This window comes from Alteromonas sp. 4NH20-0056 (genome assembly GCF_057539655.1).
The window spans coordinates 364,414-382,105 of the sequence record NZ_BAAJLS010000001.1 but is presented as its reverse complement, the minus strand read 5'-3'; the positions used below and the strand labels follow the sequence as shown (position 1 = coordinate 382,105).

At 43.9% G+C, this 17,692-nt stretch carries 15 protein-coding genes and 1 tRNA gene; 5 read left to right on the top strand and 11 right to left on the bottom strand.

Annotated features, from left to right (window positions below; translation table 11 throughout):
* Positions 1 to 26: 26 nt before the first annotated feature.
* Entirely contained in the window at positions 27 to 260 is a 234-nt protein-coding gene (locus tag AC27EZ_RS01760; RefSeq protein ID WP_487133657.1) for a hypothetical protein, read from the bottom strand.
* 304 nt (positions 261 to 564) lie between these two features.
* Between AC27EZ_RS01760 and tadA the strand changes: the two genes are divergently transcribed.
* Positions 565 to 1,080 (top strand): tRNA adenosine(34) deaminase TadA, encoded by a 516-nt coding sequence (tadA, locus tag AC27EZ_RS01755; protein ID WP_487133656.1) that lies wholly within the window; start codon positions 565 to 567, stop codon positions 1,078 to 1,080.
* A gap of 265 nt (positions 1,081 to 1,345) precedes the next feature.
* On the opposite strand, the gene mltF is transcribed toward tadA, so the two are convergent.
* Positions 1,346 to 2,713: a membrane-bound lytic murein transglycosylase MltF gene (gene mltF, locus AC27EZ_RS01750; RefSeq protein ID WP_487133655.1), complete on the bottom strand. Its 1,368-nt coding sequence runs from the start codon at positions 2,711 to 2,713 to the stop codon at positions 1,346 to 1,348.
* Between the two features lie 175 nt (positions 2,714 to 2,888).
* Between mltF and purL the strand changes: the two genes are divergently transcribed.
* Both purL and AC27EZ_RS01740 read left to right on the top strand, forming a co-directional pair.
* On the top strand, positions 2,889 to 6,776 hold the full coding sequence (gene purL, locus AC27EZ_RS01745; protein ID WP_487133654.1) for a phosphoribosylformylglycinamidine synthase: 3,888 nt from the start codon (positions 2,889 to 2,891) through the stop codon (positions 6,774 to 6,776).
* Positions 6,777 to 7,007: 231 nt separating this feature from the next.
* Positions 7,008 to 7,148 carry a hypothetical protein gene (locus AC27EZ_RS01740; RefSeq protein WP_487133653.1) on the top strand — a complete coding sequence of 47 codons (141 nt, stop codon included), beginning with the start codon at positions 7,008 to 7,010 and terminating at the stop codon, positions 7,146 to 7,148.
* Positions 7,149 to 7,234: 86 nt separating this feature from the next.
* Here AC27EZ_RS01740 and smrA read toward each other — a convergent pair whose 3' ends face one another.
* Positions 7,235 to 7,825 (bottom strand): DNA endonuclease SmrA, encoded by a 591-nt coding sequence (gene smrA / locus AC27EZ_RS01735; RefSeq protein ID WP_487133652.1) that lies wholly within the window; start codon positions 7,823 to 7,825, stop codon positions 7,235 to 7,237.
* Between the two features lie 320 nt (positions 7,826 to 8,145).
* Here smrA and AC27EZ_RS01730 point away from each other — a divergent pair, with 320 nt between their 5' ends.
* Positions 8,146 to 8,646 carry a hypothetical protein gene (locus tag AC27EZ_RS01730; protein WP_487133651.1) on the top strand — a complete coding sequence of 167 codons (501 nt, stop codon included), beginning with the start codon at positions 8,146 to 8,148 and terminating at the stop codon, positions 8,644 to 8,646.
* Between the two features lie 23 nt (positions 8,647 to 8,669).
* On the opposite strand, the gene AC27EZ_RS01725 is transcribed toward AC27EZ_RS01730, so the two are convergent.
* The 5 genes from AC27EZ_RS01725 to AC27EZ_RS01705 all read right to left on the bottom strand — a co-directional run bounded on the left by AC27EZ_RS01725 (position 8,670) and on the right by AC27EZ_RS01705 (position 15,027).
* A complete protein-coding gene (locus AC27EZ_RS01725; RefSeq protein ID WP_487133650.1) occupies positions 8,670 to 11,876 on the bottom strand; it encodes a carboxypeptidase-like regulatory domain-containing protein in 3,207 nt (1,068 codons plus the stop codon).
* Between the two features lie 10 nt (positions 11,877 to 11,886).
* Complete coding sequence (locus AC27EZ_RS01720) at positions 11,887 to 12,690, bottom strand: fimbrial biogenesis chaperone (protein WP_487133649.1); 804 nt, start codon at positions 12,688 to 12,690, stop codon at positions 11,887 to 11,889.
* Between the two features lie 24 nt (positions 12,691 to 12,714).
* Positions 12,715 to 13,224, bottom strand: coding sequence for a hypothetical protein (locus AC27EZ_RS01715; protein WP_487133648.1), 510 nt, complete (start codon positions 13,222 to 13,224; stop codon positions 12,715 to 12,717).
* A 439-nt stretch (positions 13,225 to 13,663) separates the two neighbouring features.
* Positions 13,664 to 13,739 (bottom strand) — tRNA-Arg (locus tag AC27EZ_RS01710).
* A gap of 82 nt (positions 13,740 to 13,821) precedes the next feature.
* The gene (locus AC27EZ_RS01705; RefSeq protein WP_487133647.1) at positions 13,822 to 15,027 is read right to left on the bottom strand and encodes a flagellar assembly protein T N-terminal domain-containing protein; all 1,206 of its coding nucleotides are present in this window, start codon (positions 15,025 to 15,027) and stop codon (positions 13,822 to 13,824) included.
* 539 nt (positions 15,028 to 15,566) lie between these two features.
* Between AC27EZ_RS01705 and AC27EZ_RS01700 the strand changes: the two genes are divergently transcribed.
* Positions 15,567 to 15,998, top strand: coding sequence for an LPP20 family lipoprotein (locus tag AC27EZ_RS01700; protein WP_487133988.1), 432 nt, complete (start codon positions 15,567 to 15,569; stop codon positions 15,996 to 15,998).
* 89 nt (positions 15,999 to 16,087) lie between these two features.
* Here the strand turns inward: AC27EZ_RS01700 and flgN are convergent, their stop codons facing one another.
* The 3 genes from flgN to flgA form a co-directional block, all read right to left on the bottom strand.
* On the bottom strand, positions 16,088 to 16,516 hold the full coding sequence (gene flgN, locus AC27EZ_RS01695; RefSeq protein ID WP_487133646.1) for a flagellar export chaperone FlgN: 429 nt from the start codon (positions 16,514 to 16,516) through the stop codon (positions 16,088 to 16,090).
* Positions 16,517 to 16,524: 8 nt separating this feature from the next.
* Complete coding sequence (gene flgM, locus AC27EZ_RS01690; RefSeq protein ID WP_487133645.1) at positions 16,525 to 16,851, bottom strand: flagellar biosynthesis anti-sigma factor FlgM; 327 nt, start codon at positions 16,849 to 16,851, stop codon at positions 16,525 to 16,527.
* 104 nt (positions 16,852 to 16,955) lie between these two features.
* The gene (gene flgA, locus AC27EZ_RS01685; RefSeq protein WP_487133644.1) at positions 16,956 to 17,678 is read right to left on the bottom strand and encodes a flagellar basal body P-ring formation chaperone FlgA; all 723 of its coding nucleotides are present in this window, start codon (positions 17,676 to 17,678) and stop codon (positions 16,956 to 16,958) included.
* Positions 17,679 to 17,692: the final 14 nt, after the last annotated feature.

Below are 17,692 nucleotides of genomic sequence, written 5' to 3'. Positions count from 1 at the left end.
GCCATATAAAAACGTGTCAGGGGTGATTAGGCAACTTTGTCTTTTTCTAAATCAGCAAACTGACGCTTTAGGTCGTATTTTTCGTCTGTCACAATTTTTTCCAGTACAGATACCCGTTCCTTCAGCGCTGCAATATCAGCTTGGTAACTCTCTCTTTCTTTGGTCGATACCTTCTTGGTACTTTTATCTTTTGCTCTATCGACAATAGAAACAATGGCCCAAGCAACAATGGCGACAATAGCAATAGCGGTTGTGTTCATAGTTAAGTCCCTCTTTTTTAGAGATGTTTGCGATAGAGAAGCGAGTGAAGCTTAACGCTTCTCCTATATCTGTGTTCACATATTGAGCATACTTGACTGACTATACATAATCGTAGCACATAGCCATAGTGATAAAGTGCAAATAAATATGTCACAACACGTTAGTATTAATATTTATAATGTTATGTTTGCAAAAGTTCTGCCAAAATATAAAAATCATATTTTTCAGCAGGTTGAAGTGGATTTATATTGACTGCTACATTCACAATAACAAAATTAACTCATGCAATGGCCAATTTGACCAATGATTGAACATACTCACCAAATTACATCGACGGACGAAGATATCCGCTGGATGGAGCATGCACTAATGCTCGCTGAGCATGCCGAAGCGGCCGGGGAAGTACCGGTGGGCGCTTGTGTTGTTTACAACGGAGAAGTTATCGGAGAGGGGTGGAATACCCCAATAATCGACAATGACCCATCAGCCCATGCCGAAATGCAAGCCGTTCGTCGCGCGGCAAAAAAATTGGGTAATTACCGTATCATCGACACAACACTCTATGTCACGCTAGAGCCATGTTCAATGTGTGCTGGTATGCTAGTTCATGCCAGAGTCGGACGTGTTGTGTTTGGCGCGCGTGATGCTAAAACCGGAGCGGCAGGTTCGATAATGAACCTTCTTCAGCATCCTGCACTTAATCATCATATCGACGTTACTGCTGACGTATTGTCAGAGCAATGCGCAGAAAAAATATCAGCCTTTTTTAAAAGGCGAAGGGAAGAGATTAAAAAAGCGAAGCAAGCTAGAAAGGGTTAGCTGTTGCGTGTCAATTGCGTGAACATATCACTGGTCACAAAAAGTTTTCTGCGTTGGAGTACTTTCTGATGCATCTTTTTGAGCATTAAACGTCGTCTATTGTTGTTCTTCAATTTGATCCCTTTTTTCATCACTCGGTTTCTTTTCATCACACAGCCCTGTCGTTATAAGATAAAGCATAATGTTGATTACCGCAATTTCTAGTTAAGCAACTATGCTACGTGTAATAAATGACACCTAAATGACAATTTTCAAGATGATGATATTAAATTTTTCCTTGTTCATTGAGCCACACTAGGCTGTCGTAATATCGACGGATATTCTCGACATATTGAAGCGCTTCATCGCCTCGCGCGTAACCATAGCGGGTTGTTCTATAATATTTTTTTTGCCTAAGTTGAGGAAGGCGTTGCTTCACGTCGACCCATAGGTCGGGATTGCCACCTTGTCGTTGTGTCAATACTCTCGCATCTTCCAAATGCCCCATACCGATATTATAGGCCGCCATTGCCATCCAAATTCTATCTGGGTTCTCAATGCGTGCAGGTATGCGACCGAGCAGGCTGGCAAAATAACGAGCCCCTCCGCGAATGCTTTGTTCTGGGTCAGTTCTATCTTCTACTTTCCAATCGTTTGCGGTTGCTAGCGTAAGCATCATCAAACCGCGTACACCTGTCTTCGATACGGCGTCAGGGTCCCAGTGACTCTCTTGATAGCTCATCGCGGCGAGAAGCCGCCAGTCAAGTTCTCCCGCATAATCCTCGAATAGAGATTTATAGCGGGTAAGAGTTTGTTCCGCCGCCTGGTTAAACGCACGGCTATCGACATAATCAAATTGACGAATATGACCGAAATACTTTTCTTCCAACACCGTAAACCAACCTGATTGGTGAACGGTGCCAAAGTATTCGATGAGCGCGGCTTTCACCGAATCATCTTGCTTTTTTGGCATTGCCCAGGCCATTGGCATGGCTTCTGCCATGGTAAGTGATGTTGCTAAGTTTGGATATCTCCGCCGTTGAAGCGCTAAGCGATTACTATCAGCAATGGTGTAATCAATTTTACCTTCAGCCACGTCCTGAAGAAGCTCTTCTGCATCTGATTCATCGGTAGTGACCATGAATACGTCACCATCGGTGTCGACACTGGCAAGCAAATAGGCCTGGCTGCTACCCGAAATCGTCACAATAGGTGCGGGAAGCGATTCAATGCGGTTTGGGCGGTCATCACCAGCACGATAAACCAGATATTGTTTAACGTCTAAGTAGGCAGGGCCAAATGAAAACCGTTGTTCAAAGTCACCTGTTATGGCATCGCCCGTAGCGACAATATCTAAATGGCCCTCTTCGAGCTGTGAAAGCATTGCGTCATATGAATAAAATGGATACAGGTCAAGCTTTACACCTAGATAGTCAGCAAAGCCAGCTAATAGCTCATACTCAAAACCCTGTGGCCCGTCTGCGCCACTATAGTAAGTTGCAGCTCCATATAAGGTTCCCACTTTTATACTTTTTCTTTCAAGCAATGTTGCCAGGGCGTTAGGGATCGAAGGGACACCACAACTTGTTAATAGAATACATAAAGCGATAACAACGCTACAAATGAATCGCTTTTTGTATACCAATATTCGCATATCTTCAGTCTTTCACTATTTTATTAAGGTTATTTAAAAAAAAAGTCGGGTTACGGATGGATGCAGGTTACCAACGAGTGATAATTCATCTATAATCCGCGCCGAAATATTCATCAATTAAAGAGGCACGCGTCCCTTTAGTGGTCGTTGTTTCTAAACAACCAGGTAAAGCAATATGTTGGTCCTTCGAGGCGCTCCTGCACTATCAGAGTTTAACCAAACTAAACTGATTGCAAAGCTGGGTCAATCCGGCATTAAGGTTAAAAACCTTTACAGTGAATATGTACACCTAGTCGATTCTGACGGTGATTTGTCTACGCAGCAAATGGAAATATTAGAAAAGCTGCTAAAATATGGCCCTGCCAGACAAACTCAATCGCCCTCTGGAACCCTTTTCCTCGTCACGCCACGTCCTGGCACAATATCGCCATGGTCTTCAAAAGCTACTGATATTGCTCATAATTGTAATCTTAGTAATATAAGCCGTATTGAACGTGGCGTAGCGTATTATGTAGAGTCAGAATCACCGCTGAGTGAAGACACATTTGCACTTGTTTCTGGTTTCTTGCACGACAGAATGACAGAGTCGGTATTTAAAGAAACCAGTGATGCGTCAGTTTTGTTTATGCAAGCCGAAGCGAAAACGTTTGCTACTGTTGACGTACTGGTTGCTGGAAAGTCTGCACTTGTTGATGCGAACAGACAGTTGGGCTTGGCGCTGGCCGATGATGAAATTGATTATCTTTTTGATAGTTTTACTCGTTTAGGGCGCAACCCTACCGATGTAGAGCTTTACATGTTCGCTCAAGCTAATTCTGAACATTGCCGTCACAAAATTTTCAACGCAAGTTGGACGATTGACGGTGAAGAGCAAGATAAATCCTTGTTTAAAATGATCAAAAATACGTTTGAGTTGCTTCCTGACCACGTTTACTCAGCGTACAAAGACAACGCCGCAGTAATGGAAGGCTGGCCAGCTGGCCGTTTCTTCCCTAATCCTCAATCACACCAGTACGATTATCATCATGAGAATATCGACATTCTTATGAAGGTTGAAACACATAATCACCCTACGGCTATTTCACCATTCCCAGGAGCAGCAACAGGCTCGGGTGGTGAAATTCGCGACGAGGGCGCGACGGGGCGTGGTTCAAAACCCAAAGCTGGGTTAGTCGGTTTTACGGTATCTAACTTGCGTATCCCTGGCGCAGAGCAGCCGTGGGAGCGTGAATATGGGAAACCACAGCGTATTGTGAATGCCCTTGATATTATGGTTGACGGTCCTCTCGGTGGCGCAGCATTTAACAATGAATTTGGTCGTCCTAATTTATTAGGCTACTTCCGTACTTACGAGCAAGAAGTTAACAGTTTTAACGGCGTAGAAGTTCGCGGTTATCATAAGCCAATTATGCTGGCAGGTGGTTTGGGTAACATTCGCCGTGAGCATATTGAAAAAGGCGAAATTACGGTGGGCGCGAAGCTTATCGTGCTTGGCGGGCCTGCCATGAATATCGGACTGGGTGGTGGCGCAGCGTCTTCAATGGCGTCTGGGCAATCGAATGAAGATTTGGATTTTGCGTCGGTACAGCGTGACAACCCAGAGATGGAGCGCCGTTGTCAGGAAGTGATTGATGCATGCTGGCAAATGGGTGACGATAATCCGGTTCAATTTATTCACGATGTCGGCGCAGGTGGCTTATCTAATGCCTTGCCCGAACTTGTCAATGATGGCGAGCGCGGTGGTGTGTTCGAACTACGTAATGTGTTGTCAGATGAACCTGGAATGACACCGCTTGAATTGTGGTGCAACGAATCGCAAGAGCGTTATGTGTTATCAGTAGCGCCACAAGACTTACCCGTGTTTGAAGCAATTTGTAAACGTGAACGGGCACCCTATGCGGTTGTAGGAGAGGCGACTGAAGCCCCTCACTTGCATTTAAATGATAGCCAGTTCGACAATAAGCCTATTGATATGCCATTAGACGTATTATTAGGCAAGCCGCCGAAGATGCACCGAGACGTGACGTCATTGTCTGTTCAAGGTACAGCATTCGATGAAGAAGGTATTACGCTTTCTGATGCAGCGCAGCGTATATTATCGCTTCCGACGGTTGCAGAAAAAACCTTCCTTATTACCATTGGCGATCGCTCGGTAACAGGCTTAGTGAGTCGCGATCAAATGGTTGGTCCTTGGCAAGTGCCCGTCTCTGATGTGGCGGTGACGGCAAGTGCGTTTGATACCTATCATGGTGAAGCGATGGCGATGGGCGAACGAACGCCTGTTGCGCTATTGTCTCACGGTGCATCAGCACGTTTGGCAGTGGGCGAAGCTCTCACTAATATCGCTGCCTCTAATATCGGTGATATTAAACGAATTAAGCTATCTGCGAACTGGATGGCTGCTGCTGGACATCCAGGCGAAGATGCCGGATTGTATGAAGCTGTCAAGGCGGTAGGTGAAGAGCTCTGTCCTGAGCTTGGACTTACTATTCCAGTGGGTAAAGATTCGATGTCGATGAAAACAGCGTGGGAAGAGAACGGCGAAAATAAAGCCGTTACGTCACCGCTGTCATTGGTTATTACCGCATTTGGCGCCGTAAAGGATATTCGCAAAACCGTCACTCCTCAACTTCGCACCGATAAAGGCGACAGTCGGTTACTACTCATTGACTTGGGTGAGGGGCAAAATCGACTTGGCGCCAGCTGTTTGGCCCAAGTGTACGAACAGTTAGGTGATGTTCCTGCGGATGTAATCTCTGCGGAACGACTAAAATCCTATTTTGATGCCATTCAATCGCTAGTGGAAAAAGGCCTTATCCAAGCTTACCACGACCGTTCAGACGGTGGTTTGTTTGCTACCATTGCAGAAATGAGCTTTGCGGGTAAAGTTGGCGTGAGCGCCACGCTTGATAGCTTAGAAGGTAGCACGCTTTCGTTGTTGTTTAACGAAGAGTTAGGTGGTGTTATTCAAGTACTCGATGCCGATCGACACGCGGCAGATGCTGTACTTGAGGCGCATGGCCTTAGCGAAATTACCCACGATATAGGTACGTTAAACAGTACTGACACCATTGAGTTTGAAAAAGACGGTATTGCAATATTAAGCGATAGTCGAGTCGCGATGCGCACTGTGTGGGCGCAAACCACGTTAGAGATGCAGAAGCTTCGTGATAACCCGGCCTGTGCAGAACAAGAGCATCGTGCGAAACAAGATGCCTCTGATCCGGGGTTGCATGTAGCCTTGTCCTACGACGTAAATGAAGACATTGCCGCACCATATATCGCTAAAGGTGTAAAACCTAGTGTCGCTATCTTGCGTGAGCAAGGGGTTAACTCTCACCTGGAAATGGCTGCCGCATTTACGCGTGCTGGCTTTAATGCCATCGATGTCCACATGAGTGATATATTATCCGGCCGCGTAACTTTAACGGAATTCGCTGGGTTAGCCGCATGTGGCGGGTTCTCCTACGGCGATGTATTAGGTGCTGGGGAAGGTTGGGCGAAATCTATTCTGTTTAACGACATGGCGCGTGATCAGTTCGAAGGCTTCTTTACTCGCCCTGACACGTTCAGCCTAGGGGTCTGTAACGGGTGTCAAATGCTGTCTAATTTGAAATCACTTATCCCAGGTACTGAACACTGGCCTCACTTTGTCACCAACCAATCGGCACGTTTTGAAGCGCGTGTAGCAATGGTTGAGGTGATGGAGTCATCGTCTGTCTTGCTTGATGGTATGGCGGGCTCACGCATGCCTATCGCTGTGTCTCACGGAGAGGGTCAGGCAGAATTTGCTAGTGATAGCGCATTGTCGTCGGTGGCACCGCAAGTTGCGCTTCGCTACGTTGATAACTACGGACAGCCTACAATGCAATATCCTGCTAATCCAAATGGTTCGCCACAAGGGATAACAGGGTTAACGTCATCGGATGGCCGTAGCACTATTATGATGCCTCACCCGGAGCGCGTCTTTAGAGCAGTGGCAAATTCATGGCGCCCAGATGACTGGCAAGAAGATGGTGCGTGGATGCGAATATTCCGTAATGCGCGCCGTTTTGTAGGGTAATATCAGCTAAATCGCTACCGGTTGCTTCGCTATAGGGGCAGCAGGTAGCTTATCCCACATAAAAGATGCGAACGAGACAGGAAATGTGACATTTTTTGTACAGTATGCTTGTGTTCGCTAAGTGTCTGATCTATTGTAGGGATTGCAGGGAATGCAGCTTGGTTACAGGAGTTCTGTTACGAGGTGTACTGACGCGTTAAACGTTGTCAGAGAAATAATAAGAGACGACCAATGAATCGTTCTTCAAAAGGGTTTGGCTTAACCGGTGTTGCTATAGCCGTGGTATTGATGTTCGTTTCTGCAGTATTTAGTTCTTCTGCAAAATCAGCTGAAAGTTATACAACATACGTCGCGCAATATTCAGTTAAGTAGTCTGAAAAAATAATTTAATGCCAGTAGTCTACGTGTCTACTGGCATTATCCCCCCTCAAAACGCATTTTTTTCGTTACTGATATCCCTATCGTTTGTTTCTACTGTTGCTCTCTCTGTTAATTAGCTTTTGGTCTGGATGCTTTTTCAGCAGAACATAAGTGGCCCCAAAGCCGCCATGTATCGGCTGGGCAGTGTGAAACGCAATAACCTCATCCAATTCTCTTAGCCATTGATTAACATAGCTTTTCTTTAGTCCTGGAAAAGGTTTGCTGTTCTCGCCTCGTCCGTGTTGAATGAGTAAGGCTCTTACTCCGCGCTTATGGTTTTGTTTTATTGACTGGTATATTCGATCGCAACTTTCTTTGAGCGTCATGCCTTTGAGCGATATTTTGTTCTCAATTGGGTATTTTCCAAGCCTGAGTTTTTTGAACACACCATCTTGGATCCCAGGCTGTTGATACAGAATAAACTCATCTGGAGGGATGGGTTTAGCCGACTCCATACTAAGTGGATTGAGTAACGCATCTCTTATACTTGCGTGTGCCTGAGCACGCTTTCTTTTTTGCTCTATCGTGCTTTCTGGGGTATGCAGCTGTGCAGTATTACTCGTTTTAATGGGTTTTACGTCTTTCATTTCCTCAAAAAACGAATCGACATCTTCTACTTCGTAATTCACGCTGACCTCCCTAAATTTCGTTATTGAGTTGATGACATGGATATAACCGATAGCAAAGTTTAATGTTCATGGTCCAAATTACAATACAAACTAAAACATTGAGCTATAAGTTTAAGTACGCATTGACTATAAAAGAGGGTTTAACGTTAGAAAAATTACTTTTTCTTCGAAGGGAACCATAATGAAGCATTGTGATGTGGCTGGCTTTAGGCGTGTTTTGTCTAACTCGTCTATTTTTACGAAAAAACTGAATGTACATAGTCGGCAGTGCAAAAAATTTACGCTATACTCATCATTACTTAACGCTACGATGTGAGAACATGAACATTCGACACGTCATTTTATCCTCTTGTTTGTTATCCGGAGTCGCTCTTGGAGCCTCAACCGTGTTTCAAGCAACGGTAGTGGCGCACAATGAACCAAGCATTAGCGAAGCGAGCGCGTTGCATTTCGGCACGATAGTTAACAGCGCAGGGTCAGCATGTACGTTAGACAGCACAGGAACGGTTTCTGGTTCTTGTGCTGGCACAGACGCAAGCATTGCCGTCGGTGTTATTGATATTTCCGGTTTAGTCGAGAATCAGCAGTATCAAATAGAGGTTGTTGGGTCAAATAACGGCGTTTTGAAGTTTCAACCTGCGATAACGATTAATAGCGTTGAGACAACCGACGATGATGGCGATCAGGTTGTGTCAGTAGTGACGACACAAAGCGGTTTAGGGACTAGTATTACAATATACGGCAATCTCGAGGTGTTATCTGCACTTCAAGCCTCAAACACCTATCAAGCAAGCTATACAGTAAACGTCAATTTTCAATAAATTGGTAAGTTAGAGGATTTATCTTACCCGTGGCTGTGCATCACTGATGCGGTATTAACCTTCATTGGGCCTTGACGATATTCATGGTCAATGTACTTATCATCACATTCATTGTTTTCATTAAGCGGCGCAAGTAAACGGTAGAACGTAGCATCTTGCTGTGTGTTTGGAACCAACAGTAACTCAGGGTGTGAAGTGAGTATCCGCGGATTGATAGAGCTTAGAGAATAATATGCTGAAAGTTGACATAGCACTGACGAGTAGTAGTTAGACTGTGCTTCAGACGAAGATTTTATTTTTTCTTGAATATCAAAATAGACGGACTCTTTTCGCCATTGCTTGCCATGATAGCGAGATACCGGGCTGACAAATGCATTGTTAAACGCGGGATGAGTCTTAATGGCGTTTAAGTATGCATTGGCATTGGTTAAATCAGCAAAGCCGCCCACAGTAACATACGTCATTGCTAAATCATGATTACGATAATACTGCATTGATGTAGGTGGCGCGGTGAGGTGCTTGATGACTTCATAAATTGATCTCGCGTGCCTAAATATGCCAATCTGAATTTCGTATTTTATTGTGGCGTCAACAATTGCCACGTCTTTCCATTGCTCCAAATGGTCAGCAGGGGCTATAGTTTTAACTAGTTTAATATCATCTAGAAAAATGGCATCGCCCTCTTCAGGCGCAACGAACGATAGCTGCTCGCTATCAATAGAGAGTGCATTGCGCTCAAGGTATTCTTGGTCTACCGACATACTGTATTCGCCTGGCGGCAGCTGACTAACGTAAAAGTATCCGTCGCTTTCCGTCCTAGTTTGTGCAACAAGCTCATTATTCGTATTAAGGATGTTGATCAATAGGTTTGGTGCACCTCTACTGTTATCTGCGCTTACAAGATAAATTGTACCCTCTACATCGTTTACCGCGTGAACCGGCAGTGCAATGTGACTCACGCCGCCGCTATGGGTATTAATATCTGTTCGCTGATAGGCGGCGACCATAAAAGGGTCGGGTAACGACGATGGCTCTATCGCGACAGATTGTATTCTATGGTTAGTAATAAGCCTTGCCCGACCATCGATATTTGTTTTTTCATCTCGCCAAACAGAGTTACCTTTGAACATGACACCTTCCAGTGCAGACTCCTCGTCATCAAATTGATTGTTACGGTTCGCATCAAAAAACGTAAAAGCATCTATCCGCCCAGCTGCGGCACCGGCTGCTCTATCTAAATTAAGGGAGCGAGTATAGGGGTTATAGTTAATATTACCGGTAAATGAGAGGTTTACCGACCAGCTTCCTCCCTCTGCAATACTGGCGCCTAACCCTACGTTTATCGAATCGAACCCCCAGTTATGTTGGTGTTGCAGCTCAATGTTCTGTGCGCCATTGGCACGGTACTGCAATCGTGTCTCTCGATGTTGAGACAGTAAATAGGGCCAGCGTAGTGAGACATAGAAGGATTCGGTATCAAATTGCTCGGACGGATAAAAGTCCCATGCGCTTGCTATTTGCCATTCCGCTAGCTGTTTAGAGTAGTAAAGGCGCCCGTTTACGCGTTGTGTCGTATTATCAGTAACGGTTATGCCGCCAGAAAATGTCCCGCCCAAAAGGTTATTGTTCACGTTGAGACTTAATGAAGCCTGATCCTCTCGTTCGTTAAACGATCGAAATGAAACGCTACTGTTCCAACCAAATCGTCCCCATAGTTCAGACTGGCCGTTAAAACGGGCGATAGTTTCACTTTTTAGCCCAACGGCGTCATTATACCTTTCGCTAGTAAAATCATTGAAATATCTGTTTGATAGCGTAAAAACAACATCATCGTCAATTCGACCGTTCCACCCCAAAAAGGAAGCAAAACCTTCGTTGCTTTGTTTTGTTAACGATAAATTAAGTGCGGACCCCGAAAGTTGTGTATCTAAAGAAGCGGTAAAGTAGGACGCGGGTGAGTCATCAATCCATAATCGCTGTGCTGTCCCTGATATTGATGTCGAGTTTGAAAGTCCAACGCCTAATTTTACAATTGCAGACTTGCCTAACCCAGTTTCTGATACCTCCCCATCAAGAAGGCGATAGTGTCGGTCGCTTGCTCCTACAAAGAAATCGATGTCACCTCGTTGTACTTGGTCTTCGCCTACGTTTACTGATTGTGTACGGCTTTCTTGTTGCCCTTCCGGACCGTAAAGCTTGAGTTCAAAGAGGTTTGCACCATAAAACGTATCCACATCCTCAAACAACACTTTGTTTTGTTCATCACTGAACTTCTCATCAATAAACTGACCGTTCCTAAATAATTGAACTCGCCAGCCTGGTAAGACAAATTCCTCGATAGTGGTTTTAGAGAAGTTACGTTGTCCCCGCGTATCACCGTTGTGAAAAATAAAGCCGAGTGACTGGTTTGGACTCGTAACTAAGTTATCCCCAAATAATTGAATATCGCCGAACTCATAGGTTAGACCCCTATTACTTACTGCACTGGCCATGTCGGCAAAGGTGCGAGAAAAACGCAAGAAATGGAGGCTGTTATCACCGGTTCTACTCACCCTAAAATTCGCCGCATGGTTGAACAAATCGAAACCTGCATTGATGTTTGTCGATAACCGTTCTTGTTTTTCGCTATCTTTTTGAGCGCTTAAGCGATAGCTGATAAGTGGTGAAGTATACAACTGATAATTGTCATCAATAACACGCTCGGCAACGATATTTTCGCGCTTAAAAAAGGTAGGGATGACGGTGGGGTCCTCACTGTAGTCGTCATAACCAAGTTCGCTACTTGTTATATTTAGATGGAGCAACGAAAAATTAAATTCGTACTCAATAGGAAGTATTATGGATAAAAATTCAATATCGATGTAAATATCAAAATCATCTGCGCTCCACAATAGCTCTGAAGGTGTATTTTTGGTATTCGTCTTTTCAAAATTAAGTGAGAATGAGCAAAATTTTTCGCTTCCTTCAAACGAAACAACGGACGCAGGTATATTGATATCCCAACCTAACGATAAGGTATCGGACACTAAAGATGCAGGAATAAGTAAGCGATCGTTTACTCTATATACATCAAGGCCATCAAAGACCGGACGACCATTTACTCGCATTACGCTAATCAAAAAGTCGTCGTCATTAAGCGGTGCGTAGGATGCGGTAGGGGAGGCGCAGTTATCCGCTCGCGCTAATAATGGGAGCGCGAGCAGGCAGAGTAAAAGTCCCCGAACGAACATAAGTGCTTGTTTAGTTTATCGTATGCGCAACCGACAGTTCAGTATCGCCACCAAATTTTTTATTTTCAGTGTATCGAATAATGACTGGGCCCTTAACCGTTTTTGTTAAAGGGATTAGCACTTTTCTGCGTTCCAATGGGCGATAAACTGCAACGTTATTAATTACGCCTAACTCTTCACCGTCTGGTGTTTCGACAATAAAATTGCCAAATATAGAACGATTGCCGGAGCGCGTTTGCCAAACCTGAATGTGGGGCTGGCCGTTGTGCATAACAGTGGTAGGGGTCTCTAGATTAGAAATAACGGAAACTTCTCCGTGCCTTACTATAATAGGAACATTGTATGCCAGCTTACTCGCCAAGTTAACGTTCCCGCTCTCAGTCGGTGCTAGCTCGGTGATCAAACGTAAAACAGCGCGATATTCGCCATTTTCCAAATTTGCTGGTTTTCGTAGTGAAAATCGCAGCGCTTGTCTTTCACCTGGCTTGATTGTGCCACGCTTAGGAGAAAATCGTATAAATTTTTGGGCAGAAAGCGAGTCTTCGCTTACTGAATAAATTGTGCCATCTTCGGTCATCGCGTTTAGCACCAGTTCTGCTGAATACTTTATGTCGCTTGAACCCGTGTTTCGGAGCTGAAGTGAATCGGTCCGTGATTGGCTGTCGAAAAAAACTCTGAACTTTGATAGCGCAACGTTTGCATTAACGCTATTCGAAAGAAAAAATGAAATAAAAAGAGTCAAAAAAACAAAAAAATGGCGGGTGCGGGACATAGGGATAACTCTACTGCTAAACGAACAAATAAGTGGGCGCATTTACCTACGCCCACTATACCAGTATTACTGGAATGTAACATCTACTGTGTAGGCTGCCGTGTAGCTGTCGCCTGGTGTTAGGGCAGTGTCTACTGTCATGCTACCGTATACGTCGATAGTTAGGTTATCGCCAGAGCCGTTTGTTGTTACGGCTGTTTGCGTACCATCAACAATAGCGTCATGTGTGCCTGTCGCGTTGTTAATATCATACGTTGATGCGAAGGTTACGTTAGTACCTGAAGCACCAGTTACCGTTACGTTTAGTGGTACGTTTGCAATAAGACCAGAAACGGTGATCAGACCGATCGCAATATTTGCGTTCGCGGCATCACAGTTACCGGTTACAGCGCCAGCGTTGTCCATTGTACAAACTGCACCCGCAGTTGGTTGCATTGCACCAAAATGTAGTGCTGTAGTTTGAGCAATGGCAGCGTCTGAAATTGCATTTACCGTAGCTTGGAAAGTGCTAGAAGCAGCAAATGTTGTCGCAGAGATTGTTGATAATAGCGCAAGAGAAATTATACGTTTTTTCATTATTATATCCTGAAAATTATTATTGTTTGATCAACATGGTATTACGTACTTTATAAGTATCTTTTAATCATACAGTTACAAGGCATCTATCTATCTACCGCGATGCCGGATTTATTCAACCACATGACTTGACAAAATGAAAAGTATGTAAACTTATACGCTATGGCTTGCGGGTATGTCTAAATGAGGTTTTTTTTCCAATTGGAATTTTTATGGTATTGTTTTAATTGATTATTTATTTTTATGTCAAAATAAAAAACGTTGTAAATTAAGTGCTTATACTTTCGTATAAAATTGAAAAAAAACGATCAGCGTTTCAAAAACTAGCTATCAAGAGGACGAAAAACGTGATCCTTGTATGAATGTCGCGATAAATGGCCTGAAAAGTGCGACAAGGTATGTCACTAGAATTCACTAAGGTATGATTTTTTATTCCAAATGGCGTCCCCACCGCGACTCGAACGCAGATCTAAAGCTTAGGAGGCTCTTGTTTTATCCAGTTAAACTATGGGGACAGCGCCGTTTACATTATACGAACTTCTTTGAAACGTTAACCCTTATTCATAAAAAACATTATTAAAAAGGTTATTACTTATTTTACCGCTTCACTACAAAATCGTTTTCTTGAATATTGGCGATAACGCCGCCCGCTTTATGCACAATAGTAGAAGAATTACTGTAGGCGCGAAGTACGCTAAATTCGCCTGGATAAAGTGAGTATTGTAAGAATGACGTGCCAGAACTATCAATAACTTGCTTTACTTGGTACAGAGTAAGTGTGTCACCTTCTTGAATGTTATTATCTTGCCCTAGTGATATAGATAAATTGTCATTGTTTACACTAACCACATGACCTGTCAAAGGCTGACATGTTAGCGCTTCTTGCATGTCAGTGACCACATTATTTAACGTCTTTGACAATGATGTTCCAAAACTAGATTGCCAAAATTTAGCGCTTTTCGTATTTATCTTTGTGAATTTATCAAACGCCCATTCAGCGTTCATATCATAATGCTTTTGTAGTAAAAGCCCGCCGTTCATTGCGTCATATACCTCGATCGAAAGTGAAAAATAACGAGTGGCATTATCGCTTTTCCAAAACGCAAGAGACGAACTAGGTTCTCGAACAACACTCATGTCATTGATTTCACCATATAATGAATACTGCGTATTCGCCTTTTTCGAGAGTGCTCTCATGTGATAGGGACGATCTTTATTCTGAATATTTAAGGTATATGGCTCAATGTGTGCAATCTGTAGATTGTTATTTCGTGAATTGATCAGATGGGTTAACTCATGCGTTAACGAGCTAGAGAATTGTCTTAAATCACCGTCAAGCAAATGCGATGTGTTCTCGACACGAAAATGGCTTGTCGATATTTTCTTTAGGTCGTCTTCGGAGGCGCACACCGTTGCGTTAGGTGTAATATCAGCTCTTACGGCAATAGTGACGTAATCGTTATGCCATACCTCATCGGTTAACTCTAGTTGATGGACCTCTCCACTCGCCGTCATGAGTAAACGCTCGTCATTTAACAATCCATCGGTAAGGTGCTGGACGCTTGATACTGATGCTCCTGCAAATAAGAGCGCCTGACGAAGCGCTTCTTCGGTCGCGTTCTTTTTGGCTGCGGTTTTATTTCCATCCACGATTACCGCTTGCCCTTTAGCTTCATACCACGCGGCATCGCTTTGCCAAGACGTTGCAAACAATAGGCAAAATAGCGCCGTTTTAATGCTTTGGTTTATCAGTTGCATTGGCGGTGTTGGCAGTATTGATAATATTGGTTGCGTTAGTTGCATAAGTTACGTTAACCCATCGTATAAGCGAAGTTGTATCCAAATAGTAGATAAAGCAGTGACGCCGCTGGTGCTTTACATGGTAAAAACCGGTAAATCTACCCTATCGAGGTTCGGCGTTATCACATGCGTCAATTATCTGCCTTATTTTGCAAGCGGCGATATGACTTGCGACGTGCTGATATTCTGCTTGATAAAATGTATGCGAAAAAAGTGCCATGTATTCAATCTATCCTCTACCCAATGATATTCGCGGTAATTGCATCAAATGGTGCGAAATTTGCAAAGATATTTGCAAAGATAACTGCGATGTAAGTTGCAAACTAATATCTGATAGCGCCGCTAATGATTTTTCTTTGGCTCGAGGAAATGGGTTAAACGGCGCCACACGAATGGCATTTACGAATAAAGAGACGCGGCGAATTGAACGTCGGCTGCGATCTACTATTGAGGTTGTTATGAATTTTTTCAAACGAACAAAACCATCAGGCAATAACCCCCGCAATGGACGTCGCATAGGCTACACATTATGCCTAGTAGCGATGGGTACCATTTTAGGCGCTTGTAGTTCGATAGTAGACAAGCACGTTGAGTGGGAGACGGTTGAACCTGAACAGTATCCCATGCTAAGCGCTGTGGGGTATGCGCCAATCGCCACCCAGCGTGGGCAAACCGAGACGGAAAAAATGCTCATGGCAGTTAAAGCCTCAAAACTTGAGGCTTATCGCGAGTTAGCCGAACAGGTGTATGGCCAGCGACTATCTGGCGAGCAATCGATTTCCAACCTAGTAATAGATAATGAAGTGCTTAAAGCATCGGTTGACGGTGTTATTCGAGGGGCTGAGGTTGTCAAAAGCTATCCTGTTGGTGAAGACACTTACGCTACCGAGCTTTCGTTGGATATGCAGCGTGTTTACGATATTTACCTAACGATGGCGAAGCCAAAGCGTATTAGAGCAGTGAAGTATTATTAAAAAGCGTGTTATGCGTAGAAAGTAAATTAATGCCACTATTAAAAAAGCGCATATCATGCGCTTTTTTTGAGATTGGTATCTTAGTAACCTCAGGCTTTTACGCCTGACCCTAACTGGCCACCCTTAGGTTTGCCGGTTTTGTCATAAGTGAGAGACTCTTTAGCACGCACTTCCATCATCAAGTTCCGTAAATGGTTGAGGCGAAGCTGTCCTTGCTCTACGGCTTTTTGATTGACTTGGGTGCGGTACTTACATTCATCCAAAAGCGTTTGCGCTTTAGATATTAGTTCGTTAGTTGAATCGTCCATGCCTTCTTCGATAGCGGCACGATGAAGTGGTGCTATTTTCTCATCAAGTGATTGGATGTCTTCAAGTAATGCGGATTTGTCATTTAGTAACGCCATCAAAAGCTCTGCGTCGCGAGAACTAATATGCTGCAATTCATTTTCTAGCATTAAAGACAAGTTCTCTAAATTGAGAACTTGCCGTTCCAATGAAACATGAAGTGCGTCTGACATGCGTTGACCTATTTCTGACCAAATATTTCTGATTCTAGTTTCGCTATTTTATTCGCGAGTACTTCAGGATTAACGCGATATTCACCGTTTTGAACTGCTTTCTTTAAACGGTCGACTTTCTCTTGGTTAACCGGTGCTTCAGAGCCTTTCTTCTGGACCTGATTTAGCTGCTGCGCAGATTGTGTCAACGACACAGAGTCTTGACGCGGCGCTTGCGCTGTTTGCGCAGAACTCGCAGCTTGTTGCTGCGACTGTTGCGTCTGATTTTGTTGCGCAACTTTTGAATTATCAACGGGGTTTTTTGGTAACCCATTGTTAATATTATTAATTGCCATCGTATATCTCCACTACCTTTTCGCCTCAATTTAATATATCGGCCGACGGTACGAATTCTTTAGTCATTTCTTTAACGAAAACGTAGTTATTTAAGCGCGTCGAATTACAAGTGTATCACGACTTCTTGAACGCTGGCGACTTCAGCGATAACGGTCTTTTTGCTGCTCGTATTCAGCACCTTTATTGGGTCCCCGATAACGCCATCTTGCTGAGCTATCCCTGATGTTTTCACAGACATTCCGCCGATGGCTGCTGTGATGGTAATTCTATCACCTTCACAAACAAAGCATAGCATATTTGCTTGTACCGGTTGGCCATCCGTAATTCTCCGCTTAATCCTTGCGCCAATGAGTGTATCTACACTGGCGAATGTCGAGTGTCTTAACCTTCGGACATCCACATCTGAAAACGCAAGATTCGAGGGAGTAAGCACTGTACCAGGGCTTACTGCACCAGAGACAACGACAATTTTGCGGGTTTTGACAACATGAGCGCTGGTAAACAGATACCAATCATTATCATTACAGCTTACTCTTACCGACACGTATGATTGTTTTAGTGATTCCTCTGATGCGTGGTATTGAAATCCCTCATGACAAGCTGGAATATTTATCCTATTGTCTATCTTCACAATATTGATACCGATGTTAGTATCCGCGTCATCATGTTGAAGCGCCGCTAGCAGGTATTCTTCAGCGCCTTTTTCAACGTCTTCGTGCACTGTTGAAGCAATGGCGTGCTGGAAAAAAAAGAGTGGTGTCAACGTTAAAAGTAACGAGTAGCGTTGCCACTTTAAGAGACTATTTGTGATTTTTAGTTTATTCATAGTTACTTTTCGTG